Source organism: Streptococcus sp. 27098_8_76, from assembly GCF_041432315.1.
Lineage (GTDB): Bacteria > Bacillota > Bacilli > Lactobacillales > Streptococcaceae > Streptococcus.
In genome coordinates this window covers 38,081-59,365 of the sequence record NZ_JAPVZI010000008.1, presented here as the reverse complement: position 1 = coordinate 59,365, position 21,285 = coordinate 38,081, and the positions used below count along the sequence as shown (strand labels likewise).

General features: G+C 37.8%; 28 protein-coding genes. 20 read left to right on the top strand and 8 right to left on the bottom strand.

Going from position 1 to position 21,285, the window contains the following annotated elements:
• Window positions 1–51: 51 nt before the first annotated feature.
• The 4 genes from O3636_RS07010 to O3636_RS06995 form a co-directional block, all read right to left on the bottom strand.
• On the bottom strand, window positions 52–1,026 hold the full coding sequence (locus tag O3636_RS07010) for an Abi family protein (RefSeq protein ID WP_000802142.1): 975 nt from the start codon (window positions 1,024–1,026) through the stop codon (window positions 52–54).
• A 361-nt stretch (window positions 1,027–1,387) separates the two neighbouring features.
• Window positions 1,388–1,927, bottom strand: coding sequence for a hypothetical protein (locus O3636_RS07005; RefSeq protein WP_000735520.1), 540 nt, complete (start codon window positions 1,925–1,927; stop codon window positions 1,388–1,390).
• 48 nt (window positions 1,928–1,975) lie between these two features.
• The gene (locus tag O3636_RS07000; protein WP_000505375.1) at window positions 1,976–2,245 is read right to left on the bottom strand and encodes a DUF4177 domain-containing protein; all 270 of its coding nucleotides are present in this window, start codon (window positions 2,243–2,245) and stop codon (window positions 1,976–1,978) included.
• Window positions 2,246–2,250: 5 nt separating this feature from the next.
• Window positions 2,251–2,796: a helix-turn-helix domain-containing protein gene (locus O3636_RS06995; protein ID WP_000694590.1), complete on the bottom strand. Its 546-nt coding sequence runs from the start codon at window positions 2,794–2,796 to the stop codon at window positions 2,251–2,253.
• Window positions 2,797–2,886: 90 nt separating this feature from the next.
• Between O3636_RS06995 and O3636_RS06990 the strand changes: the two genes are divergently transcribed.
• From O3636_RS06990 to O3636_RS06910, 17 genes are all read left to right on the top strand, one after another.
• Window positions 2,887–3,156: a hypothetical protein gene (locus O3636_RS06990; protein ID WP_000884271.1), complete on the top strand. Its 270-nt coding sequence runs from the start codon at window positions 2,887–2,889 to the stop codon at window positions 3,154–3,156.
• 238 nt (window positions 3,157–3,394) lie between these two features.
• A complete protein-coding gene (locus O3636_RS06985; protein WP_000424677.1) occupies window positions 3,395–4,000 on the top strand; it encodes a Rha family transcriptional regulator in 606 nt (201 codons plus the stop codon).
• Window positions 4,001–4,011: 11 nt separating this feature from the next.
• Window positions 4,012–4,272: a hypothetical protein gene (locus tag O3636_RS06980; protein ID WP_000426662.1), complete on the top strand. Its 261-nt coding sequence runs from the start codon at window positions 4,012–4,014 to the stop codon at window positions 4,270–4,272.
• Between the two features lie 308 nt (window positions 4,273–4,580).
• Window positions 4,581–4,886 (top strand): hypothetical protein, encoded by a 306-nt coding sequence (locus O3636_RS06975; RefSeq protein WP_001196978.1) that lies wholly within the window; start codon window positions 4,581–4,583, stop codon window positions 4,884–4,886.
• Entirely contained in the window at window positions 4,843–5,046 is a 204-nt protein-coding gene (locus O3636_RS06970) for a hypothetical protein (RefSeq protein ID WP_025170925.1), read from the top strand. Before O3636_RS06975 ends, O3636_RS06970 begins: the two co-directional genes overlap by 44 nt.
• 1 nt (window position 5,047) lies before the next feature.
• Window positions 5,048–5,254, top strand: a complete 207-nt coding sequence (locus O3636_RS06965; protein WP_001003758.1) for a hypothetical protein — start codon at window positions 5,048–5,050, stop codon at window positions 5,252–5,254.
• Window positions 5,255–5,256: 2 nt separating this feature from the next.
• Entirely contained in the window at window positions 5,257–5,538 is a 282-nt protein-coding gene (locus O3636_RS06960) for a hypothetical protein (protein WP_000492115.1), read from the top strand.
• Window positions 5,525–6,415, top strand: coding sequence for a conserved phage C-terminal domain-containing protein (locus O3636_RS06955; RefSeq protein WP_001140557.1), 891 nt, complete (start codon window positions 5,525–5,527; stop codon window positions 6,413–6,415). Before O3636_RS06960 ends, O3636_RS06955 begins: the two co-directional genes overlap by 14 nt.
• An 11-nt stretch (window positions 6,416–6,426) precedes the next feature.
• On the top strand, window positions 6,427–7,272 hold the full coding sequence (locus O3636_RS06950; RefSeq protein WP_000662896.1) for an ATP-binding protein: 846 nt from the start codon (window positions 6,427–6,429) through the stop codon (window positions 7,270–7,272).
• Window positions 7,269–7,430 carry a hypothetical protein gene (locus tag O3636_RS06945; RefSeq protein ID WP_000997173.1) on the top strand — a complete coding sequence of 54 codons (162 nt, stop codon included), beginning with the start codon at window positions 7,269–7,271 and terminating at the stop codon, window positions 7,428–7,430. Before O3636_RS06950 ends, O3636_RS06945 begins: the two co-directional genes overlap by 4 nt.
• Window positions 7,431–7,519: 89 nt before the next feature.
• The gene (locus tag O3636_RS06940; protein ID WP_000012235.1) at window positions 7,520–7,750 is read left to right on the top strand and encodes a hypothetical protein; all 231 of its coding nucleotides are present in this window, start codon (window positions 7,520–7,522) and stop codon (window positions 7,748–7,750) included.
• Window positions 7,751–7,797: 47 nt separating this feature from the next.
• The gene (locus O3636_RS06935) at window positions 7,798–8,157 is read left to right on the top strand and encodes an HK97 gp10 family phage protein (protein ID WP_000060160.1); all 360 of its coding nucleotides are present in this window, start codon (window positions 7,798–7,800) and stop codon (window positions 8,155–8,157) included.
• A gap of 24 nt (window positions 8,158–8,181) precedes the next feature.
• On the top strand, window positions 8,182–9,042 hold the full coding sequence (locus O3636_RS06930) for a phage major capsid protein (protein WP_000210505.1): 861 nt from the start codon (window positions 8,182–8,184) through the stop codon (window positions 9,040–9,042).
• 9 nt (window positions 9,043–9,051) lie between these two features.
• Window positions 9,052–9,603, top strand: coding sequence for a hypothetical protein (locus tag O3636_RS06925; protein WP_000354075.1), 552 nt, complete (start codon window positions 9,052–9,054; stop codon window positions 9,601–9,603).
• 381 nt (window positions 9,604–9,984) lie between these two features.
• Window positions 9,985–10,395 (top strand): DUF722 domain-containing protein, encoded by a 411-nt coding sequence (locus O3636_RS06920; RefSeq protein ID WP_000273147.1) that lies wholly within the window; start codon window positions 9,985–9,987, stop codon window positions 10,393–10,395.
• A gap of 990 nt (window positions 10,396–11,385) precedes the next feature.
• Entirely contained in the window at window positions 11,386–11,844 is a 459-nt protein-coding gene (locus O3636_RS06915; RefSeq protein ID WP_261026597.1) for a CtsR family transcriptional regulator, read from the top strand.
• Window position 11,845: 1 nt separating this feature from the next.
• On the top strand, window positions 11,846–14,278 hold the full coding sequence (locus O3636_RS06910) for an ATP-dependent Clp protease ATP-binding subunit (RefSeq protein WP_371642355.1): 2,433 nt from the start codon (window positions 11,846–11,848) through the stop codon (window positions 14,276–14,278).
• A gap of 72 nt (window positions 14,279–14,350) precedes the next feature.
• Here the strand turns inward: O3636_RS06910 and O3636_RS06905 are convergent, their stop codons facing one another.
• Entirely contained in the window at window positions 14,351–14,548 is a 198-nt protein-coding gene (locus O3636_RS06905) for a hypothetical protein (RefSeq protein ID WP_371642353.1), read from the bottom strand.
• Window positions 14,549–14,858: 310 nt separating this feature from the next.
• Between O3636_RS06905 and O3636_RS06900 the strand changes: the two genes are divergently transcribed.
• On the top strand, window positions 14,859–15,521 hold the full coding sequence (locus O3636_RS06900) for a hypothetical protein (RefSeq protein ID WP_371642351.1): 663 nt from the start codon (window positions 14,859–14,861) through the stop codon (window positions 15,519–15,521).
• A gap of 70 nt (window positions 15,522–15,591) precedes the next feature.
• Here O3636_RS06900 and O3636_RS06895 read toward each other — a convergent pair whose 3' ends face one another.
• From O3636_RS06895 to hslO, 3 genes are read right to left on the bottom strand one after another with little or no spacing between them, the layout of a single operon-like run.
• Window positions 15,592–16,143, bottom strand: coding sequence for a cysteine hydrolase (locus O3636_RS06895; protein ID WP_261015500.1), 552 nt, complete (start codon window positions 16,141–16,143; stop codon window positions 15,592–15,594).
• A 1-nt stretch (window position 16,144) separates the two neighbouring features.
• Window positions 16,145–17,125, bottom strand: a complete 981-nt coding sequence (dusB, locus tag O3636_RS06890; protein ID WP_371642349.1) for a tRNA dihydrouridine synthase DusB — start codon at window positions 17,123–17,125, stop codon at window positions 16,145–16,147.
• Complete coding sequence (hslO, locus tag O3636_RS06885; RefSeq protein ID WP_371642347.1) at window positions 17,112–17,984, bottom strand: Hsp33 family molecular chaperone HslO; 873 nt, start codon at window positions 17,982–17,984, stop codon at window positions 17,112–17,114. Before hslO ends, dusB begins: the two co-directional genes overlap by 14 nt.
• Window positions 17,985–18,148: 164 nt before the next feature.
• Between hslO and O3636_RS06880 the strand changes: the two genes are divergently transcribed.
• Both O3636_RS06880 and glpK read left to right on the top strand, forming a co-directional pair.
• Window positions 18,149–19,576, top strand: a complete 1,428-nt coding sequence (locus O3636_RS06880; protein WP_371642345.1) for a helix-turn-helix domain-containing protein — start codon at window positions 18,149–18,151, stop codon at window positions 19,574–19,576.
• Window positions 19,577–19,735: 159 nt separating this feature from the next.
• Window positions 19,736–21,244, top strand: coding sequence for a glycerol kinase GlpK (gene glpK, locus O3636_RS06875; protein WP_000076788.1), 1,509 nt, complete (start codon window positions 19,736–19,738; stop codon window positions 21,242–21,244).
• Window positions 21,245–21,285: the final 41 nt, after the last annotated feature.

Below are 21,285 nucleotides of genomic sequence, written 5' to 3'. Positions count from 1 at the left end.
GATATGGGGCTTATATGAGATTTTTTAAAAGCCCATATATTGCAAGTAGTTCTATCTTAATGTGTCAGTGATATTATACCAATTATGCGGAAATCCAAGTGTGTCCAATACAATGCCGGCTTCAATGGAGTGCGCTTTTTTATTTAGAGCTTTGGTTCTTTTAATAATAGTGTTATGTAATTGAGCGTATTGTGTGGAAGCAAGTAGGCATTGCAAGGCAAGAAAAACATAATATACAGATTGTCTTGACGTATTAGCATTGTTATTGTAATAGTGGAAATAAGCTAGTTGTGGAAGATTCTCACGACATTTATAATTGAAAAGCTTATTATTGTGAGCAGTGATATTTCTAATTTCTAGTATATTTTTAATAATACTTTCTAAAGCCTTTCCACTTAAAAGGTCTTTACTAGGTCTATTTTGGATGTATTCAATATTTTCCTGTAAGAATGGTGATAAATCTCTAGCTATTTGATTTTTTATATCAGTGTTTAGATTTCTATAAAAGTTAAATGCTTGCCCTAATGTAAGTTCATTGATGATAACCCAGAAAGGAACAACGCCATGTTGTTTATAGTGGTGTTTTATAGAATTGTTTTGCTTATCCTTATTATAATCATTGAGTATTCTAGCTAATATACTGATTAAATTAGTAATTTGTGCTAGCCTTTTTGTATCTTTTTGTGTTTCAAAATTATTAATATCTAGATAAGCGTATGGTGTTGGATATGCTTCTGAAAAACGATATGCCAGTACGGATTTAAAGTGTTTTTCTGCATCTATAATTGCTTTTAAAAAAGCTGATTTAATTTCTTTATCGTAAAAGTGTGTTGCAGCTATTTCTCTAAAGTCTGCACCAGCTATAAATTTATCTTTTGATGTTTGAAAAAACTTACTATATCCGTTGACGACGTTGTAATAGTTGTTAGTTAGAAGGTATCTTTTACATTCTTCTATGTTATCTATTTCTAAACCTCTAGACTGGAGAAGTTTTATTTGTTCATCTAATGTTTGAAATGGTTTCATATATGTTCCTTATATACAAAAACACCACCTAGTAGAACTAGGCGGTGTTTCGCGTACTCTGTTCCCTTGGGAGCAGAAACTCTTCTCATTGCCTAATAATACTGTAATTTTTAGTTTTTGTCAATATTTTTAGTTTGTTTTTTTTAAATTTTTGAGTATCGAAAAAACTCAACGCTGGGAAAGTTGCTTTTATTGCATTGTTAGACAAGTCAGCAGTAGCAGACTTGTCTTTTACTATTTGTCAATTTTGCCGTTTTTTGCACTTTAGTCTGTAAAATTGGCTTTCTATTCTTCAATTTCCCCTGTTTTTGCACAATAGACCATGAAACGATGGTTGCTATTGGCGAATATAGGGGATTTTTTAATTTACGATGAGTTCTCCAATAGGAATCAAATCTTTTTGTTTTGAAGATTTTGCGATTAAGTCGTATTGATCAGCAGATTTTTCATACCCAAGGGAAAGAGTAGTATTGTCGTCTGGTAATTTTTTAGCAAACTCAGATATAGACATCCGAAATACGGTAATTGCATTTTGCTGATTAGTTGTAGCAGAATTTGAATTGATTGCGTCCATAGTCTCTTTTGCGCTATCTTTAGCCGTTCCAGTTAGCAAAATCATGATTGTATCATGCGGTTCGGATGAATCTGAATCGATTACGTTATTTTGAATTTTAACGCTTATTGCGCCAGTTGATTCAGGATCTAATTTTGATTTGATTTCAGAAATTATATTATCGTATTTACTGTTATCTACTTTGGTTTTTGTGTTTGTTGAAGTAGTATTTTTTTGCTCCGCTTTTGCTTTCTCCGAGCTATCTTTGGTAGCTGATTGATTGTTAGAGCAAGCTACTAGAACGGTAGCAGAAAGTAAAATAGCTGATGTGCTTAGTAATTTTTTCATAAGTAGCCTCCTATATGCTGATGTTTTCTAATAAAAGATGGGGAATTTTTATAGAATCTTCTCAAAAACCATAGTAGCCTGAATGCGGTCACCACCGCCTAAACCTTTGCTTCCACCATTGGCGGTTGTGATGGTATGAAGGCGATAACCTTTTGAAGCTTGTTTATTGATAACATCTTCTAATTCTGTAAGGTTTCCTGATCCAGTACCGAAAAACTTTTCTTTCAAAGTTACCTGAAGGACAACGTAGTGTAGTCCATTTACTCCAGATGCGGTAGAAAAACTACCCTCTTGTTTTACAGTGTCAAAAAATCCCATGGGGTTTACTCCTTTTCGTCGTCTCTATCAGATAATTTTTGAACTAAATCAAAAGCTATTTTTTTATCATAGTCATTTAAAGAAATATAGTTGATTAAAATATCTGCAAAATTTGTATTTTTTTCTTTATCAGCAGTTATTAGTTCTTCAATTGTAAACATATACGATTGGCTATGATTAAGCAATCCTTTTCCAAAATTGTCATACTTTACAGGATTATTTATATGTTCTTCAACGTTTTTGTACGTTGAACTAAGTTCATTTATTTTTTCAATATCTATATCATTAAGTAATTTTTTAAATTCGTTACTTTGGATTATTTTTAAAATATTTTGTTCATCTTCGTGCCCTAATAAGTAAGCGACACTTACTCCGAAGTGATCAGCTAAAGCTGACCATATATTTTCATCTCTAGGTTTTCTAATTTCATTTTCGTAGTACATTAGTTGACTATCGGATACTGTTATATCGTATTCTTCTTTCAAAATGTTTTTGAGTTTATTTAAAGATATTTTTTCTTTCTCCCTCAGTTCTTTAAGTTTAATTTTCATGTGATACCACCTAATTCAAGTACTTTTTGAATTGATTATATCATAGTAAAAAAATATTATCTACAAAAAATTCTCAAAAAAAGAACAAAAATGCTTGACATTCTCAAAATAAGATTATATAATCAATTTGTTCTTGAAATGAGAATAAAAAAAGGGAAAGGAGAAAGAAAAATGCTTATCACACAAGAACAGGCGAAAGCATTAAGAAGGAAAAAAGCTGATTTGCAACTAAAAAATTATGAACTAGCTCTAGAAATTGGTGTAGCGTCTAGAACGGTTCCTAAAATTTTGAAGGGAGATTATAAAGCGCCCAAAAGAATATATGCTAGTGTTATGGAATGGCTTGCCAAAGACTATTAGAAAGGAGCGAACTAATCGCAATACTACTCTACATTTACAGATTTCTCATGTGGTGCTTTACCACTGGGGATTGATAAACAGATCTAGCTAAATATTCGCTAGTGTAATTTGCTTGCTACCTATAGCAGTATCAAGGGTTTGTAGGGCTTCATATTCTCCGATTTTACCCTACCTTAATGCTTTACCTTGGTACTGTTTTAGGTGGCAAGCACTGACAAAAGAAGAAAGGAGTGAACCAATGGAACTGGTTTACATGGACGGCAAGAAAGAGCCGTATACTACGAGCGAAATCATCGCCGAATGTGCTGAAGTACAGCACCATACTATTACACGCTTAGTCAGAGATAATAAAGCTGATTTTGAAGCGTTGGGAATACTTGGATTTAAAATCCATAAATTAGATAAGAGAGGGCAACCGAAAAAAATCTATCTTCTGAACGAGCAACAGGCTACCTTGCTGATCACTTATCTAAAGAATACCGAACCAGTACGGCAATTCAAAATGAACCTAGTCAAAGCATTCTTTGAAATGCGTGATGAACTTTCTAAACGCTATCTTCAAAGGGAACTGGAAAAGCCAAAGCGCAAGACCTTAACCGAAGCTATCAAATCATGGGAGAAAGCGCCCAAGCATGCCTATAGTACACTTACAAACTTACTGCTAAAGGGAGCTACAGGGAAAAACAAGTCTCAACTCATGCAAGAGCGAGAAAGTGGAAACGGTATTGACAGTTTAACCAGTGATGAACTGACAAACTATCAGCGTTTGGAAGATATGGCAATAGCGATGATTAACTTGAATAGGGGATATTCAGAAATTAAGGAATTAATTTTTAAAGCATAGGAGTACAGAAAATGGAAAATGAATTTAAGACAGTTACAAATGCCAAAGGGTTAGAAATTCCTAAGTATTCCAAGGATTTTAAAAAGCTAGTTGAGAAAGACAGACAACTAGCCGAATATCTTTGTATGAACTACGAGAACTTGGACAGTGAAGACCTAGGCGCATTTCTTGAAACAGTAGAACAGGGAATTAGTTGGATTCTAGATCTTATCGATAGTAAAGATTTGATTTATAAACCAAAGTCAGGTAGTAATCATGCAAAAAGAAAATAAAAAAATCACTTGCTCAAATTTTGGCCAAGGCGAGCAAGCGACAGGATAAAAGGTATACGTTTTTTAACGTATCTTGATTATAGCATGAAAATGCTACTGAAGCAATAACTAATAGCAGGCAAGCAATTAGAAAAGGTTTTGAAAAACGAGTGCTGACACGGCGATTCTAAGCACTTGTTTATCGAAAATGTGGATGATTACCCACAAAACATCACTACATGCGTCCGCCAACTAGGGGCAATCGCCCAGCGTTTGGAGTGGTGCTAATTACGTATAGGAAACAGACAAAAAAGGCACAGGAAAACAATATGGCATTAAACATAAAGGAAATTCAAGAGCAAGGAGGCAGACTTGGAGATGTGCTTCCCAGAATTGAATTAGTCAGACAGTTGAGTAATTCGCTGATAATGGCGAAAAATAACAGAGTAGATACTGATATCTTATCTGGACAGATGACAGAGGGGTTAGGCGTTATTCGTGACCAGATGGAACAACTCTATAGAGAGTTGGACGGGATTGCAGTTTATCTCCTTAATTGTGAGAATTTTGAAGAATTGGGGTACAAGTCAGATGAAAATTCCAGATGTAATGAAAATGACTCAAGTAGAAATTGATGATTTTATGGCCGATTTAAAGGTTAACAATCCAAATCTATTACAGTTTATTATTGATTTTTTAGATAACAAAGTATCTATCAAGGAAGTTGAAGCTTTCCAAAAGATGGAACATCAAGCCCAACAGTTATATATCAAGAATTACAAAGCGAGGGCATAGCATGAATGAACTAGATTTAAGCAATACACAGGCGCTTATTTTTACCGTGATATTGGTTGGCTTTCTCATGTATCTAAACCACCGATACCGCAAAAAAAGCGCTCAAATCGAGCGAGAAAGTACACAGACGATTGAAACGACTAGCGAGGATTTAAGCCCTGATTATGGGCGATATATTCAGCTTGGAATGGTCAGTAAAGAGGGCTAAGTATGTTTAGTTTGAGTAAAGAAAGCGAACATGATTTAACTAATAGAATAAGCACGGTTATAGAAAACTATCTAGCAGTTCGAGAACAACCGAAACCACGACTAACTGGTTTAATATCAGCACAAGAAGCTATGGACGAGTTAGATATAAAATACAAAACCTTGCAAAAGTGGGAAGTTGCAGGACTAAGACGTTACCAACCACCGCTAGAAGATACTAGAAAAGTCTATTACAAAGTTACGGATATTTTGAAGTTCCTGGGGGTAGATGATGGCGAAGACTAAAGTATATTTTTGGTTGAAAATTGATAAGAAGTTTTTTGATAACCTATTTATTAAGCGACTAAAAAGTATGCCTGGTGGCTATACCATGACAGTGATCTATATGCGCATGATGTTAGAAAGTCTTGAAAGTGATTGTATTCTGTATTACGAAGGGTACTTTGAAACCTTAAAAGAAGAACTGGCCTTGAAATTAGATGTTTCTGAAGATGATATATCTATGACTATAGCTTATTTTACGCAATGTGGTCTGATTCAGATTGATGAAGATAAAAATGCCGAGTTAACACAAGCAAAAGCTTTGGTACAACAAGAAACAAACCACGCTGCATATATGAGAAGCTACCGCAAAGAGCAACAAGAGAAAGAAAAAAATCTTACATTGTTATCTAATAATTTTACAACGTTATCTACATGTAGGACAGAGAAAGAGATAGATAAAGAGAAAGAGTTAGAGCAAGATTTAAAGTTAGATATAAATAAAGAGTATATAGTCGAGGGAACCTCGCCTAATGAGCAAAGCTCATCTTTCACTTTTCCTACTTGGCTTGAAGAAACAGCTATAAAAGATTTAGAGAAAACAAAACATAAAGAACTTTGGATTCCTATTGTTTATCTGAATCAAGTAGCTAATAAGAGGTATAAGTTTGTTGATAAGACAAAAAGACTTTTACTAGCACGATTCAAAGAAGGCTATACACTTGAAGATTTTAAACAGGTGATAGATATTAAAACGGCAGAATGGAAGGATAGTCCTGAATTTTCTAAATATCTGAGACCAGAAACACTTTTCGGATCTAAGTTTGACGGTTATTTGAATCAAAAGCCTAAAACAATAAAAGGGAAGTCCGAAGATAACTTCCCAGACCTACCATTTTAGGAGTTGCAAAGATGAAGGAACAATTTAAAGAATTTAATAACAGAAAAATATCGGATAAAGTTTGCGATATTCACCAGGTAAATTACTGGGAAATTTCTGTACCAGTGTTAGGGGGTTCAGAAAGAAAAGTACAAGCATTTTGCCCAGAGTGTGTAAAGGGAGAGATTAAACAAAAAGAGAAAGACCTATTACAGCAGTTCGAGGACAGACAGGCTTACTTTAAAACTTATGATGTCTTAATGCGTGATAGTAAAATCCCTAACGAGTTGAAAGGAGCGACATTTGATAATTTCTTTGTTAAGACTACAGAGGAGCGTCAGATGTTAGAGTTTGTAAAGGGGCAAGCCCAGAAGTACCTTGCAGGTATGACGGGAAATACTTTAATCAGTGGTAGCACAGGAATAGGAAAAAGTCATTTATCGCTTGCCCTGGCCAAAGAAATCAATGAGAGCTTCAGAGAGAAGCACGAGCCTAAGAGTGTCTTGTTTATCAGCTTAACTGAGATTATCAAGCAGATAAAAGAAGGCTGGGCTTATGGAAGAAATGCAAACTTAACAGAGTATGAGGCAGTTAAAAAGCTTGTTGATGTAGATTTTCTAATCATCGATGACCTAGGGGCAAAAAATGGGACAATCACTCCTAAGAGTGACTGGGAACAGGATTTCTTGTTTGATATTATCAATAATCGAGAAACTACGATTTTTAACACAAACTTAGATAGTAGCGAGCTAAGAACGGTTTACAATGCTAGAAACTCAAGTAGAATTTTGAAAGGTTTAGAAGGGAACACTTTCAAAGCTTTCACGATCAAAGACAAGAGATACACTATAAACACAGTGAGGGGAGAATATCAATGAATGATGATAAAATGCGATTTTCAACAGAAAAAGGCTTTGTTGTCTACGAAAAATGTGGTATAATAGAGATAGAAAAAGTTCCAAGGTTTGGAGAGATAACTTTATTCTACTCAGATGGAAAATTTACCCATCTAGTCAAAAAAGAAACTAAAAAATAAGTCTATTGAGAACAACTCAGGGACATACCGTAAGCATATAATGCTAGTGGTATGTCCCTTTTTGTTTGCATAGAAAGGGGGTGAGGGAGATGTCAGGAGATACTTCTTTAGGGTATGTAGTAGCCAATAAGTTTTCTATGGATCCAGATAAAAGACAGAAAATCTTTTCTCAGTGTAAAAAAGAAGATGATAGCTTAGAACAACGGAAACAAGAAATACTAGAAAAATATGCTAACAAACAAGACAAATCAAAATCTAGAAAAAATGATTCTAAAGGCTCGGAGAGTCATAAAAGAAAAACTAAGAGCAAAGAATTTTAGAAAAAATTATAAACAAAAATCAGATATTAAAAGATGAAGGAGGGGAAATGAGTCTAACGAGTGATCTAGCAAATGAAATTGCTAAAACTTTGGAAGCTTATTCTGAAGAAGTTGAAGAACAGATAGATTTAATTGCTGAAGAAGTTACAAATGAAGCAGTGAATGAATTGAAACAAACAAGTCCTAAAAGATATGGGAAATATGCGAAAAATTGGCGCTTTAAGAAAAATTCTAAAGGTTCTTTTGTAATCTATAATGCAGATCCAACATATAGATTAACTCATTTATTAGAACATGGACATGTATTAAGAAATGGGGGACGCAGCAAAGCAATTCCTCACATAAAACCAGTAGAGGAAAAAATAAAAGAGAAATTTGAACAAAGAATAAAAAATATAGGTAAATAATCTTGTAAGATAAAGGAGCAAAACATGACAACTAACTTAGCTAAACAAAAAGAAAATCTAGAAGCTTATATCCGAAGTACAGGTTATAACACTAGAGGGATGAACGTAGAAAATAATCATGTACTCATTGAAAAACCAATCCTTGATAGTTACGAAGATGAACATCAACGTAAAGAACTGGTTGATCTAGTAAATGTTATTGAGACTCGTACCCGTGGTGGGAAGTATGAAGTAACTGACTTTGAATCTGATTCATTACAAGAAGTTAGCGAAAATTCGGTTGAGAAAACAGAAGCAGATAAAAAGAAAACTGTCAGCGTTGATTACTTAGTTAAATTATTCAGTGGAAAACTTGATTTTTCACAGGAGCAATTAGATGATGGGCAATATAATTTAACGGATTTTCTTGGTAAGAAGATTATTAAATTAAAACGTAGAACACGAAATAGAGAGATTGGGAAAATTCTCCAAACTGCGAAAGTGCAGACTGCTACAAGTATCGACGACTTGAAATCTATTGTTTCTTTAATCAATCCAGAGCGCAATGTATCTATGGTTGTTAGTCAATCACTATTTAGTGTCTTAGAAAAAATGAAAGACACTTCAGGAAATTATCTTCTTAAAGTTGATAAAGAGACAGGAACAAGTGAAACATTTTTTGTAGATAACTTTTTAATTGTAGATGATACAACATTAGGGAATAAAGGTGACAAAAAAGGCTTTATTGGAGATCTAGAAAACTTTGTTACTTTGTTTGATCGCAAGAAAGATACACTTAGTTGGGTGAATGCGAATGACTATTTTGGAAAACGGTTGATTTTACATACCCGATTTGATGTAAAAAAAGTTGAAGAAGATTGTGGTTACTTTATTCAATGGAACTAGGAGAAAGAAATGGATATTAATCAAGTATTTGAAACACTGGATGATCTAGATAATAAAAAAAGTAAGATTAATTCAGCACGAGAACAGTTAAGCGAAAAAAGAAAAAGCTTGTTAGGCAATCAAGCAGTTTCATTTGAGAACATAGATTCTTTTTTGTCAAATAACTTAGAATCTTTAGAGCAGCTGGAAAAGATGGAAAAAGCTATTAATGGCCTTCAGGAAAAATTTGATAGTGATTTTTCAGAAGCTAATGCAGTCATCTTTGAATATATTTTTAAAGAAACTAAGCAACGGATGGAAACTAAGAAGATCTATAAACAATACCGAAAGAAACTTAGACGAATTCTGGACGCATATGATGAAATTCAAGAACTGAAGAAGGATGTAGAAGAAATTCATACAGGTGTAGTCAGAGAAATAAGTCAGAGACATTCTCTATCGCCGTATCGAACAGAAGTAAGTCCGCTTACTGTCCTACCATTCTTAAACCCTGATTCTAGCGGATGGATGAATTTTTCTAAGGAATATCGTGAGATTAAAGAGTATTTAGGTAAAGAGTAATTCATTAGAAACAAGGATGATTTGAATATCAAGAAATTGATAGTTATATCAAAAGTGGCCTTGTTTTTAATTTCAGTAAATTAGTTTCACAAAATGAAGAAAGCATAAACTAAAACAGAGTATAGGCTTGGAAGCCATGTATATCAGTAAGTTACAGAATGGAGTGAGTTTCACAGAATGTAAGATAAGAGAAACTGGGGAATAAATTAGAGGGATACTTCTTTAAATTGTCATATTGAATAGTTGTCAAACTTAAAACAATGATACCTGGTAAGTGGAGTGTTGGAAGGCTTTTAGCGCTTTTTGTCAGTTTGACAGAATTTACAATTTGACAAATTGAAAGATAAAAAAATTTTTAAATTTAAGTGGAGGTACTTGCCTATGTACGAGTTGAGTAACAGAGACCTGGACGGGATAGATATTGAGTTAGGACGATATAGAACGCTTGCTAATAAAATTTATTTGAGAAGACAGGAACTGATACATAATAAGAAACATAGCACTGAAGATTATACTGGTGGGAAAGGCAAGACAGTATATAGTCCTACTGAAGCAACCATCATTAGAATTGAAGAAGATCAAACACTAAGATATTTAGAAGGCTTTAAACTAGTTGTAGATACCTTGATGGAAAACTTAATTGAAAGTGATTTAGTCATTTTTAAAATGAGATATTTAGAAGCTGGTGCGACTTGGGAAGACGTGGCAGAGAAACTAAATAAAACTACTCGTTATATAAATAGTCGAAGAAAAGTAATTGCTAAAAGATTTATAGAACTGAAAGGATATTGACTCCCCCCCACGTTGAAAAAATTTTTTTGAATACTTTGGGAACCGGTGAAGGGAACTTTTTCCAAGTCGGAGGCCTCCAAATAAAAAGGGGGTAAAAACTAATAGATTTAGGATGAAAGGCTTATTTTTAAGAAAAATTATAGAAAGCTTCAAATAAATTGTTACAAGGGATATATTTTAATTGGCAACCCTGAAAATAAAAAAGATTGACATCTAATTTTTAATGTTTTATAATGCATATGAAGCTATTATTAATAAATACAAAATTCTTAACTACTCATAATAAAACATATTGCTTAAAACAAAACATATTGCCTAGAATAAAACATATTGCTTAGAATAAATCATATTACTAATTAAGAAACGTATTGCATATAATCAATTAAATTGTAGAGTTTTGACTAGATTAATAATAAAGGTAGCTTCGTTAGACGTATTTAATACGTGAATTTTATTCTAAGAGGTTTTAAAAATGGTCTATAATTTTTTAAAAGTAGTTTCAATAGTTGGAATATTTTTTATGATATTTCTCGTCAGCATAGGAGTACCAACATCGCTAGTCTTAATATTGCTGACTTTGTACGTGCTTGCTCTTTTAGTAATTATTATAGTGATAACTATTATAGACAGTGACGATAATGACAAGTAATCATTACTGTTTATCCCTCAGAAAATTATCTGAGGGTTTTTCTTTGTGTCTTATGGCTATGCTGTGGAAGATATGCTATAATATTACCAGGTAATAAAAAAGCACGTTTGACCGTGCTAGTTTCTTGCCTGCTGAACTCATCAATATTACGCCCTTTTTAGGGCTTTTTTTGTGGACTTTTTTAGGAACTTTCAAGAAAAACTAAGGCGAATTAATGCCAAAGTGTTTTTTAAAAAAAGTCAGTATTTCCAATGGTTGAGCCTTAAAAATTTGACTTATAGAGTCTTAAATGATAGTATAGTCAAAGATAGTCAAGGTTTAAAGAGAGAGGTGGGTTTGTAATGAGATTTAAAAATACATCGGATCATATTGAGGCCTACATCAAGGCGATTTTAGATCAATCTGGTATCGTGGAGTTGCAACGTAGTCAGTTGGCAGATACCTTTCAGGTTGTTCCTAGTCAGATTAACTACGTGATCAAGACACGCTTTACGGAAAGTAGAGGCTACTTGGTTGAAAGTAAGCGTGGTGGCGGAGGCTACATTCGTATAGGACGGATTGAGTTTTCTAGTCATCATGAAATGCTCAGGGAGCTGCTTTACTCAATTGGTGAGCGGGTCAGTCAAGAAATTTATGAGGATATTCTACAGCTTTTGGTTGAGCAGAAATTGATGACCAAGCAGGAGATGAATTTGCTAGTATCAGTAGCTTTGGATCGCGTTCTAGGAGAAGAAGCTCCAGTTGTTCGTGCAAACATGCTACGACAGGTCATACAAGAGGTAGATAGAAAAGGGAAGTAAGATGAACTATTCAAAAGCATTGAATGAATGTATCGAAAGTGCCTACATGGTGGCTAGCCATTTTGGAGCTCGTTATCTAGAGTCTTGGCACTTGTTGATTGCCATGTCCAATCACAGTTATAGTGTGGCAGGGGCGACTTTAAATGATTATCCATATGAGATGGACCGTTTAGAAGAGGTGGCTTTAGAACTGACTGAAACGGACTATAGCCAGGATGAAACCTTTACAGAATTGCCGTTCTCCTATCGTTTGCAGGTCCTTTTTGACGAAGCAGAGTATGTAGCGTCAGTGGTCCATGCTAAGGTGCTAGGGACAGAGCATGTCCTCTATGCGATTTTGCATGATGGAAATTCCTTGGCGACTCGTATCTTGGAGAGAGCTGGTTTTTCTTATGAAGACAAGAAAGATCAGGTCAAGATTGCAGCCCTTCGTCGAAATTTAGAAGAACGAGCAGGCTGGACTCGTGAAGATCTCAAGGCTTTACGTCAACGCCATCGTACAGTAGCTGATAAGCAAAATTCTATGGCCAATATGATGGGCATGCCCCAGACTCCGAGTGGTGGTCTCGAGGACTATACGCATGATTTGACAGAGCAAGCGCGTTCTGGCAAGTTAGAACCAGTCATCGGTCGGGATAAGGAAATCTCGCGTATGATTCAAATCTTGAGCCGTAAAACCAAGAATAATCCTGTCTTGGTTGGGGATGCTGGTGTCGGGAAAACAGCTCTGGCGCTTGGGCTCGCTCAGCGTATTGCTAGTGGGGATGTACCTGCGGAAATGGCTAAGATGCGCGTGTTAGAGCTTGATTTGATGAATGTCGTTGCAGGGACACGCTTCCGTGGTGACTTTGAAGAACGCATGAACAATATCATCAAGGATATTGAAGAAGATGGACAAGTCATCCTCTTTATCGATGAACTCCATACTATCATGGGTTCTGGGAGTGGAATTGACTCAACTCTGGATGCGGCCAATATCTTGAAACCAGCCTTGGCGCGTGGAACTTTGAGAACGGTTGGTGCCACCACTCAGGAAGAGTACCAAAAACACATTGAAAAAGACGCGGCCCTTTCTCGTCGTTTCGCCAAAGTGACGATTGAAGAGCCAAGTGTGGCCGACAGTATGGCCATTTTGCAAGGCTTGAAGGCGACTTATGAGAAACATCACCGGGTGCAAATCACAGATGAAGCGGTTGAAACAGCGGTTAAGATGGCTCATCGTTACTTAACCAGTCGCCATTTACCAGACTCTGCTATCGATCTCTTGGATGAAGCAGCAGCAACAGTGCAAAATAAGTCAAAGCATGTAAAAACAGACGATTCAGGTTTGAGTCCAGCTGACAAGGCCTTGATGGATGGTAAGTGGAAACAGGCAGCCCAGCTAATCGCAAAAGAAGAGGAAGTCCCAGTCTATAAAGATTTGGTGACAGAGTCTGATATTTTGACCACCTTGAGTCGCTTGTCAGGCATCCCAGTCCAAAAACTCACCCAAACGGATGCCAAGAAATACTTAAACTTGGAAGCTGAATTGCACAAACGTGTCATCGGTCAAGATCAAGCAGTTTCAAGTATTAGCCGTGCCATTCGCCGCAACCAGTCAGGGATTCGCAGTCACAAGCGTCCGATTGGTTCCTTTATGTTCCTAGGACCTACAGGTGTCGGTAAGACCGAATTGGCCAAGGCTCTGGCAGAGGTCCTCTTTGATGACGAATCAGCCCTTATCCGTTTTGATATGAGTGAGTATATGGAGAAATTCGCAGCTAGCCGTCTCAATGGAGCTCCTCCGGGCTATGTAGGTTATGAAGAAGGTGGGGAGTTGACCGAGAAAGTTCGAAATAAACCATATTCCGTTCTACTTTTTGACGAGGTAGAGAAGGCCCATCCAGATATCTTTAATGTTCTCTTGCAGGTATTGGATGATGGTGTCTTGACCGATAGCAAGGGACGCAAGGTTGACTTTTCAAATACTATTATCATCATGACGTCAAATCTTGGTGCGACAGCCCTTCGTGATGACAAGACGGTTGGTTTTGGGGCAAAAGACATTCGTTTTGACCAGGAAAATATGGAAAAACGCATGTTTGAAGAGCTGAAAAAGGCTTATAGACCTGAGTTTATTAACCGTATTGATGAAAAGGTGGTCTTCCATAGCCTATCTAGCGACCATATGCAGGAAGTAGTGAAGATTATGGTCAAACCTTTAGTGGCAAGTTTGGCTGAAAAAGGTATTGACTTGAAATTACAAGCTTCAGCACTGAAATTGTTGGCAAATCAAGGATATGACCCAGAGATGGGAGCTCGTCCACTTCGTAGAACCCTACAAACAGAAGTGGAGGACAAGTTGGCAGAACTTCTTCTCAAGGGAGAATTAGTGGCAGGCAGCACACTTAAGATTGGTGTTAAAGCAGGCCAGTTAAAATTTGATATTGTATAAAAAGCGAGGTCGGGAAAAGTTCCCGACCTCTTTATGTACCATCATGAGATGGCTTTGCTGTTGCGAATGTTTTTAGGGATGGATATCTTTCTTAGAATTGCTCATGATGCGAATGAATAAATCCTTGTATTTATATTTTAAATAGGTTTCATGTAAGTACAATAAAGCTATATCTACAATCATAAAAATGGTTATTAAGTAAAATAAATCAAATGTAGTCTGAGCGTAGCGAACTGCAGACTGATAAGAACAGAAAGCTCCCAAAATCACTCAAGGAAGATACTTGTAATACTTATTTAGCATAAGAATGCACCTCCTATATTCTATTTCAATGTTATTATATTCCTTTGTACTTAAAGTTTTAAGCGATTACACAAAACAAATTCAAATTTTTAATAGAAAAATCTCCTGTTTTTCTATTTTATTACGAATAGAAGAGTAGGAGGAGTAAATGTATCTAAAGTATTTAAGATTTTTAAAATAGTTTAGATAAATTGTTGACATGTTTAAAACGCAATGTTACAATTATATTACAAAAAGATTTCTTTATATTTCTAAAACATTACAAAGGAGTAGAAAAATGAAAAAGAAAACCTATATCAAATTGATGGCAGCAACTGTATTGGCTTCTACCTTGCTATTGGGAGCTTGTGGAAATAAAAAGGAAACAACTCAAGTAAGCAGTTCTGTTAAGACAAGCCAATCATCAGGTTCTAAAGCAGTTTCTGCTAGCAAAGAAAGCAAGACTCAGAAGTCCTCAAGTTCAGCTTCATCTGAAAAGGCTAAGGCGTCTACTGATCAATCTTTAGCAAGTGCGACACCATCACAAGTGGCTAATCAACAGGCGGCTAGTCAACAAACTCCTGCTCAGGCTCCTTCAACTCAACAGGCTCCTCAAACCCAGTCTAACCAATCAAGCTATGATCCTACAACTGACCGCAAACTTCAAGACAAACAAGCAGAGCAAAATAAACGCTACAAGGGTGTTCTAACAATGGTAGATGGTGATTTCTCAGCTGCAGCTGGCAACTGGAAGGGAGCAAATGGCGAAACCATCACAGTTTCATCAGGTGGTCAATTTACAGTAGAATCTGCTGATGGAAAGAAAGAAAATTACTCTATCAGAGGCTACTCTTATACTCTTGATGGTGGCAAGTATAATGCCAAAATCGGTGGAGGGAGAGTCATCCAGATTACAACAGGAGCAGATGGTAAGGTTTCCAGTGTTGCTTTGAGTCAATAATAACCCTCAGTATTTGAATTTTTACAATCAAAGAAAATCCGTCAGCTCAAATAAGAGTTGACGGATTATTTTATACTTGTACTTGGGTTAAAAATTCTTCTGTAGTAAGAGTTTGAGCAAACTCATCTTGTAGAGAAAGGAGATTAATCTCATGGATAGTCTCAGGAGAGATGGCCTGACCGTTTTTGTTAGATAGGGTAAAACTGGCAGTGGCATCTGCTAGTAAAGTGACTTCAAAACCAAGATTTGCTGCCATTCGTGTCGTAGTAGATACACAATGAGGCAGGGTCAAACCAACAACGACTAAATGACAAATCTGATTTTTTCGTAAATATGTTTCAAGATTTGTTCCAATAAAGGCGCTATTAACCGTTTTTTGAAAGACAGGTTCTGCAGTAACTGGCTCAAATCCACTTTTAAACACCTGATTTTGTTTGTTATAAAATTGCGACTGGGGGTTGTCAGATATGTGTTGAACATGTAAGACTGGAAGAGCGTGTTTACGAAAGTATGCCAGTATCCTCAATGCTTGTTGTTCAGCTTGAGGGTTATTTCGTTCTCCCCAGATAGGGTTATCAAATGCTTTTTGCATATCGATAATCAGTAGAGCAGTATGAACCATTTTAAGCCTTATCCAATTGCAAGAGGGATTCAATCTCTGCTAGGGTGCTAGCTTGGGAGATGGCTCCACGGAGTTTGGCAGCGCCAGATGTTCCACGGAGGTAGTGTGGAGCGAGGCCACGGAATTCACGAACTGCTACGTTTTCCCCTTTGAGGTTAATCAATCGTTTCAAGTGTTCGTAGGCGATTTTCATCTTGTCTTCAAAGGTCAAATCAGGGAGGATTTCTCCTGTTTCAAAGTAATGGTTGATTTGGTTGAAGAGGTAGGGATTTCCCATAGCAGCGCGGCCGATCATGACTGCGTCAGCACCGACTTCTTCGATACGTTGTTTGGCTTCTTGGACAGTACGGATATCACCGTTGGCGATAAATGGAATCTTGGTCAGAGCTTGGGCTACGTCGTGCAAGGTCTCAAGGTCTGCATGACCTGTATACATTTGCTCACGGGTACGGCCATGCATGGCGAGGGCAGAAACACCTGCAGCTTCAGCAGCGAGGGCATTTTCTACTGCAAGAGACGGGTCAGCCCAGCCTGTTCGCATTTTGACAGTAAGTGGGATATCAAGGACAGACTGGACCTTGTTGATGATAGAGTAAATCTTATCGGGGTCCTTGAGCCACATAGCGCCAGCTTCGTTCTTCACGATTTTGTTAACTGGGCAGCCCATGTTGATATCCACGATATCGGTTTTGGTGTTTTCTTGGATGAATTCTGCTGCGCGTGCTAGGCTGTCTTCATCACTACCAAAAAGTTGGATAGAAACAGGGTTTTCGCCTTCATCGATATGAAGCATGTGCAGGGTTTTTTCGTTGTTGTATTGGATTCCCTTGTCAGAGACCATTTCCATCACAACGAGTCCAGCTCCGAGCTCTTTTGCGATAGTACGAAAGGCTGAGTTGGTCACGCCAGCCATGGGTGCTAAAACGGTACGATTGGGAATCTCAACATTGCCAATCATAAAAGGTGTATTAAGATTTGTCACGAATGAGTTCCTCCAGGTCGTTTTCATCAAAGTTGTAAGTAGTTTGGCAGAATTGACAAGTGATTTCTGCTCCGTGGTCTTCCTCTTTCATTTCCTGCAAGTCTGAACTTGGAAGGCTAGCAAGAGCGTTCATAAAGCGCTCATGGCTACAGTCGCATTGGAAACGGATTTCTTCTTCAGAAAGACGCTTGTAAGCCTCGTCACCGTAGATAGCCTTGAGGAGGGCTTCGATATGGTCTTCACTTTCTAGAAGCGTTGAGATAGCTGGCATTTCTTGGATGCGTTTTTCAAAGCGAGCAATCTCTTCTTCCTTGGCTCCCGGCAAGACTTGAACTAGGAAACCACCTGCAACCTTGACCTTGTCTTCTTCGTCTAAAAGGACATTGAGGCCGACTGCTGAAGGGGTTTGTTGGCTTTCGGTCAGGTAAAAGGCCAGGTCTTCACCGATTTCCCCAGAGATGAGGGGAGTCATAGAGTTGTAAGGATTTCCAGTACCGTAGTCTGTGATAACGAGGAATTGACCATTTCTAACAAAAGGTCCAACTAGGACTTCACCAGTTGCAGTCTTTTTGATGTCAACACCAGGATTTTGAACGTAGCCTTTGACGTTCCCCTTGGTATCAGCAACGGTGATAATGGCTCCTAGAGAGCTAGATCCCAGTACCTTCACTGTTAGTTTGGTATTTCCTTTTTCATTGGCTGCGAGAATTTGGCTAGCGATAAGAGTTCGACCAAGCGCTACAGTTGAGCTAGCTTGGGTTTGGTGTTTTTCTTGAGCAGTGCGGACGGTTTCTGTGCTATCAAGGACAAAAGCACGAAAGGCTCCGCTTTCTGATATTGTTTTAATAATTTTATCCATAGCTACTATTTTAGCATAAAAATGCCCAAAGGGGGAGCCGTGTGTTTGCTGATTTTTAGGATAATGGACCAGGAAATCAGCATGAAAATAAAAAGAGAAACAGATTATTTCAGCATTTGTAAGATTTATGCTATGCTTAAGGTAGAAAATGAAAGGGGTAACAAATGTATTTAGGAGATTTGATGGAAAAGGCTGAATCTGGCCAATTTTCAATCCTTTCCTTTCTATTACAAGAGTCTCAGACGACCGTCAAGGCTGTAATGGAGGAAACAGGATTTTCAAAAGCAACCCTAACCAAATATGTCACCCTTCTCAATGACAAGGCTTTGGATAGTGGCTTAGAGCTGACTATCTCCTTAGAAGATGAAAATCTGCGCCTGTCAATCGGTGCAGCTACCAAAGGGAGAGATATCCGGAGCCTGTTTTTGGAGAATGCTGTTAAATACCAGATTCTTGTTTATCTTCTCTACCACCAACAGTTTTTAGCCCATCAGCTGGCTCAAGAATTGATGATTAGTGAGGCTACGCTTGGTCGCCACTTAGCTAGTTTGAATCAGATTTTGTCAGAATTTGACTTATCCATCCAAAATGGACGTTGGCGAGGTCCAGAGCATCAGATTCGCTATTTCTATTTCTGTCTTTTTCGCAAGGTCTGGTCGAGTCAGGAATGGGAAGGCCATATGCAGAAACCAGAGAGAAAACAGGAGATTGCCACTTTAGAAGAAATCTGCGGTGCAAGTTTGTCTGCGGGTCAGAAATTGGACTTGGTTCTCTGGGATCACATCAGTCAACAGCGTCTTCGGGTCAATGCTTGTCAGTTTCAAGTCATAGAAGAGAAAATGCGAGGGTATTTTGACAATATTTTCTACCTTCGTTTGCACCGAAAGGCTCCGTCCTTTTTTGCTGGGCAACATCTTCCTCTAGGAACTGAGGATGGGGAGATGATGATTTTCTTCTCTTTCCTCCTATCTCATCGCATTCTTCCCCTTCATACTATGGAGTATATCCTTGGTTTTGGAGGACAGTTGGCAGATTTGCTGACGCAATTGATTCAAGAAATGAAGAAGGAGGAGTTGCTGGGTGATTATACAGAGGATCACGTTACCTATGAACTCAGTCAGCTTTGTGCTCAAGTCTATCTCTATAAGGGCTATATTTTACAGGACCGCTACAAGTACCAGTTGGAGAATCGTCATCCTTATTTGCTGATGGAACATGATTTTAGGGGAACGGCAGAGGAGATTTTTCATGCTCTACCGGCCTTTCATCAGGGGACAGATTTAGATAAGAAAATTCTCTGGGAATGGCTCCAGTTAATCGAATATATGGCTGAAAATGGTGGCCAGCATATGCGGATTGGTCTGGATTTGACATCTGGTTTTCTTGTCTTTTCAAGGATGGCAGCCATTTTGAAACGGTATTTGGAATACAATCGTTTTATTACCATTGAAGCCTATGACCGAACTCGGCATTATGATTTGCTGGTTACCAATAACCCGATTCATAAGAAGGAACAGACCCCAGTCTATTATTTAAAAAATGACTTGGATTTGGAAGATTTGGCAGGGATTCGTCAGTTATTATTCACTTAAAAGGCTTGGTTGTTCCAGGTCTTTTTTGTGAAATTCACACAATCTCCTCACGTTTTTTTAAAAATTAAAAAAAGTTGATGAACAAGAAAGCGCTTTATTTTGTATACTAGTTAGTGTAAAGAGGAAACATCCTCAAGATCTTTATCAGGAGGACAGCACATGTCACAAGAAAAATACATCATGGCCATTGACCAGGGGACTACAAGCTCTCGTGCCATTATTTTCAACAAAAAAGGAGAAAAGGTCAGCTCGAGTCAAAAAGAGTTTACCCAGATTTTCCCTCAGGCAGGTTGGGTAGAGCACAATGCCAATGAAATTTGGAATTCCGTCCAGTCAGTTATTGCGGGAGCTTTCATCGAAAGTGGTGTCAAGCCAAATCAAATCGAAGCAATCGGGATTACCAACCAGCGTGAAACAACTGTCGTCTGGGATAAGAAAACAGGACTTCCTATCTACAATGCTATCGTTTGGCAGTCACGCCAGACAGCTCCTTTGGCTGAACAACTAAAAAGTCAAGGTTATGTGGAAAAATTCCATGAAAAGACTGGTTTGATCATTGATGCTTACTTCTCTGCTACCAAGGTTCGTTGGATTTTAGACCATGTAGAGGGCGCTCAAGAGCGAGCAGAAAAGGGTGAATTGCTCTTTGGTACCATCGATACTTGGTTGGTTTGGAAATTGACTGACGGTGCGGCTCACGTGACGGACTACTCAAATGCAGCTCGTACCATGCTTTATAACATTAAAGAACTCAAATGGGATGATGAGATTTTGGAAATCCTCAACATTCCTAAGGCTATGTTGCCAGAAGTTCGTTCTAACTCTGAAATTTACGGTAAGACAGCGCCATTCCATTTCTATGGTGGACAAGTGCCAATCTCAGGTATGGCTGGGGACCAACAAGCAGCCCTCTTTGGTCAGTTGGCCTTTGAACCTGGTATGGTTAAAAATACTTATGGAACAGGTTCTTTCATCATCATGAATACTGGGGAAGAGATGCAGTTGTCTGAAAACAACCTTTTGACAACGATTGGTTACGGAATCAATGGCAAGGTTTACTATGCCTTGGAAGGTTCTATCTTCATCGCAGGAAGTGCCATTCAATGGCTTCGTGACGGTCTTCGCATGGTAGAAAATTCACCAGAATCTGAAAAATACGCTCGTGATTCTCACAACAATGATGAAGTTTATGTCGTTCCAGCCTTTACAGGTCTAGGTGCTCCATACTGGAACCAAAACGCTCGCGGTTCTGTCTTTGGCTTAACTCGTGGAACAAGTAAAGAAGACTTTATCAAGGCAACTCTTCAATCTATCGCTTATCAAGTCCGTGATATCATCGACACCATGCAAGTGGATGCTCAGACAGCTATCCAAGTCTTGAAAGTGGACGGTGGTGCAGCTATGAACAATTTCCTCATGCAGTTCCAAGCTGACATTTTGGGAATCGATATCGCACGCGCCAAAAACTTGGAAACAACAGCTCTAGGGGCAGCCTTCCTAGCAGGTTTGTCAGTGGGCTATTGGAAAGACTTGGATGAGTTGAAACTCTTGAACGAGACAGGAGAACTCTTTGAGCCATCTATGAACGAATCTCGCAAGGAACAACTCTACAAGGGCTGGAAGAAAGCTGTGAAAGCAACCCAAGTCTTTGCGGAAGTAGACGACTAATACTGGAAGAATAAAGCGACTCAGTTAGAAAGTGTGTAAAT

Excerpts from the sequence above, each read along its gene's own strand:
- O3636_RS06970 (WP_025170925.1), top strand. The coding sequence starts at position 4,843 with ATGAAAATTCCAGATGTAATGAAAATGACTCAAGTAGAAATTGATGAT.
- O3636_RS06910 (WP_371642355.1), top strand. The coding sequence starts at position 11,846 with ATGAACTATTCAAAAGCATTGAATGAATGTATCGAAAGTGCCTACATG.
- glpK (WP_000076788.1), top strand. The coding sequence starts at position 19,736 with ATGTCACAAGAAAAATACATCATGGCCATTGACCAGGGGACTACAAGC.
- O3636_RS06995 (WP_000694590.1), bottom strand. The coding sequence starts at position 2,796 with ATGAAAATTAAACTTAAAGAACTGAGGGAGAAAGAAAAAATATCTTTA.
- O3636_RS06955 (WP_001140557.1), top strand. The coding sequence starts at position 5,525 with ATGGCGAAGACTAAAGTATATTTTTGGTTGAAAATTGATAAGAAGTTT.
- O3636_RS06975 (WP_001196978.1), top strand. The coding sequence starts at position 4,581 with ATGGCATTAAACATAAAGGAAATTCAAGAGCAAGGAGGCAGACTTGGA.
- O3636_RS06945 (WP_000997173.1), top strand. The coding sequence starts at position 7,269 with ATGAATGATGATAAAATGCGATTTTCAACAGAAAAAGGCTTTGTTGTC.
- hslO (WP_371642347.1), bottom strand. The coding sequence starts at position 17,984 with ATGGATAAAATTATTAAAACAATATCAGAAAGCGGAGCCTTTCGTGCT.
- O3636_RS06930 (WP_000210505.1), top strand. The coding sequence starts at position 8,182 with ATGACAACTAACTTAGCTAAACAAAAAGAAAATCTAGAAGCTTATATC.
- O3636_RS06980 (WP_000426662.1), top strand. The coding sequence starts at position 4,012 with ATGGAAAATGAATTTAAGACAGTTACAAATGCCAAAGGGTTAGAAATT.
- O3636_RS06960 (WP_000492115.1), top strand. The coding sequence starts at position 5,257 with ATGTTTAGTTTGAGTAAAGAAAGCGAACATGATTTAACTAATAGAATA.
- O3636_RS06940 (WP_000012235.1), top strand. The coding sequence starts at position 7,520 with ATGTCAGGAGATACTTCTTTAGGGTATGTAGTAGCCAATAAGTTTTCT.
- O3636_RS06900 (WP_371642351.1), top strand. The coding sequence starts at position 14,859 with ATGAAAAAGAAAACCTATATCAAATTGATGGCAGCAACTGTATTGGCT.
- O3636_RS06895 (WP_261015500.1), bottom strand. The coding sequence starts at position 16,143 with ATGGTTCATACTGCTCTACTGATTATCGATATGCAAAAAGCATTTGAT.
- O3636_RS06935 (WP_000060160.1), top strand. The coding sequence starts at position 7,798 with ATGAGTCTAACGAGTGATCTAGCAAATGAAATTGCTAAAACTTTGGAA.
- O3636_RS07005 (WP_000735520.1), bottom strand. The coding sequence starts at position 1,927 with ATGAAAAAATTACTAAGCACATCAGCTATTTTACTTTCTGCTACCGTT.
- O3636_RS07010 (WP_000802142.1), bottom strand. The coding sequence starts at position 1,026 with ATGAAACCATTTCAAACATTAGATGAACAAATAAAACTTCTCCAGTCT.
- O3636_RS06990 (WP_000884271.1), top strand. The coding sequence starts at position 2,887 with ATGCTTGACATTCTCAAAATAAGATTATATAATCAATTTGTTCTTGAA.
- O3636_RS06920 (WP_000273147.1), top strand. The coding sequence starts at position 9,985 with ATGTACGAGTTGAGTAACAGAGACCTGGACGGGATAGATATTGAGTTA.
- O3636_RS06880 (WP_371642345.1), top strand. The coding sequence starts at position 18,149 with ATGTATTTAGGAGATTTGATGGAAAAGGCTGAATCTGGCCAATTTTCA.
- O3636_RS06915 (WP_261026597.1), top strand. The coding sequence starts at position 11,386 with ATGAGATTTAAAAATACATCGGATCATATTGAGGCCTACATCAAGGCG.
- O3636_RS07000 (WP_000505375.1), bottom strand. The coding sequence starts at position 2,245 with ATGGGATTTTTTGACACTGTAAAACAAGAGGGTAGTTTTTCTACCGCA.
- O3636_RS06925 (WP_000354075.1), top strand. The coding sequence starts at position 9,052 with ATGGATATTAATCAAGTATTTGAAACACTGGATGATCTAGATAATAAA.
- O3636_RS06950 (WP_000662896.1), top strand. The coding sequence starts at position 6,427 with ATGAAGGAACAATTTAAAGAATTTAATAACAGAAAAATATCGGATAAA.
- O3636_RS06965 (WP_001003758.1), top strand. The coding sequence starts at position 5,048 with ATGAATGAACTAGATTTAAGCAATACACAGGCGCTTATTTTTACCGTG.
- O3636_RS06985 (WP_000424677.1), top strand. The coding sequence starts at position 3,395 with ATGGAACTGGTTTACATGGACGGCAAGAAAGAGCCGTATACTACGAGC.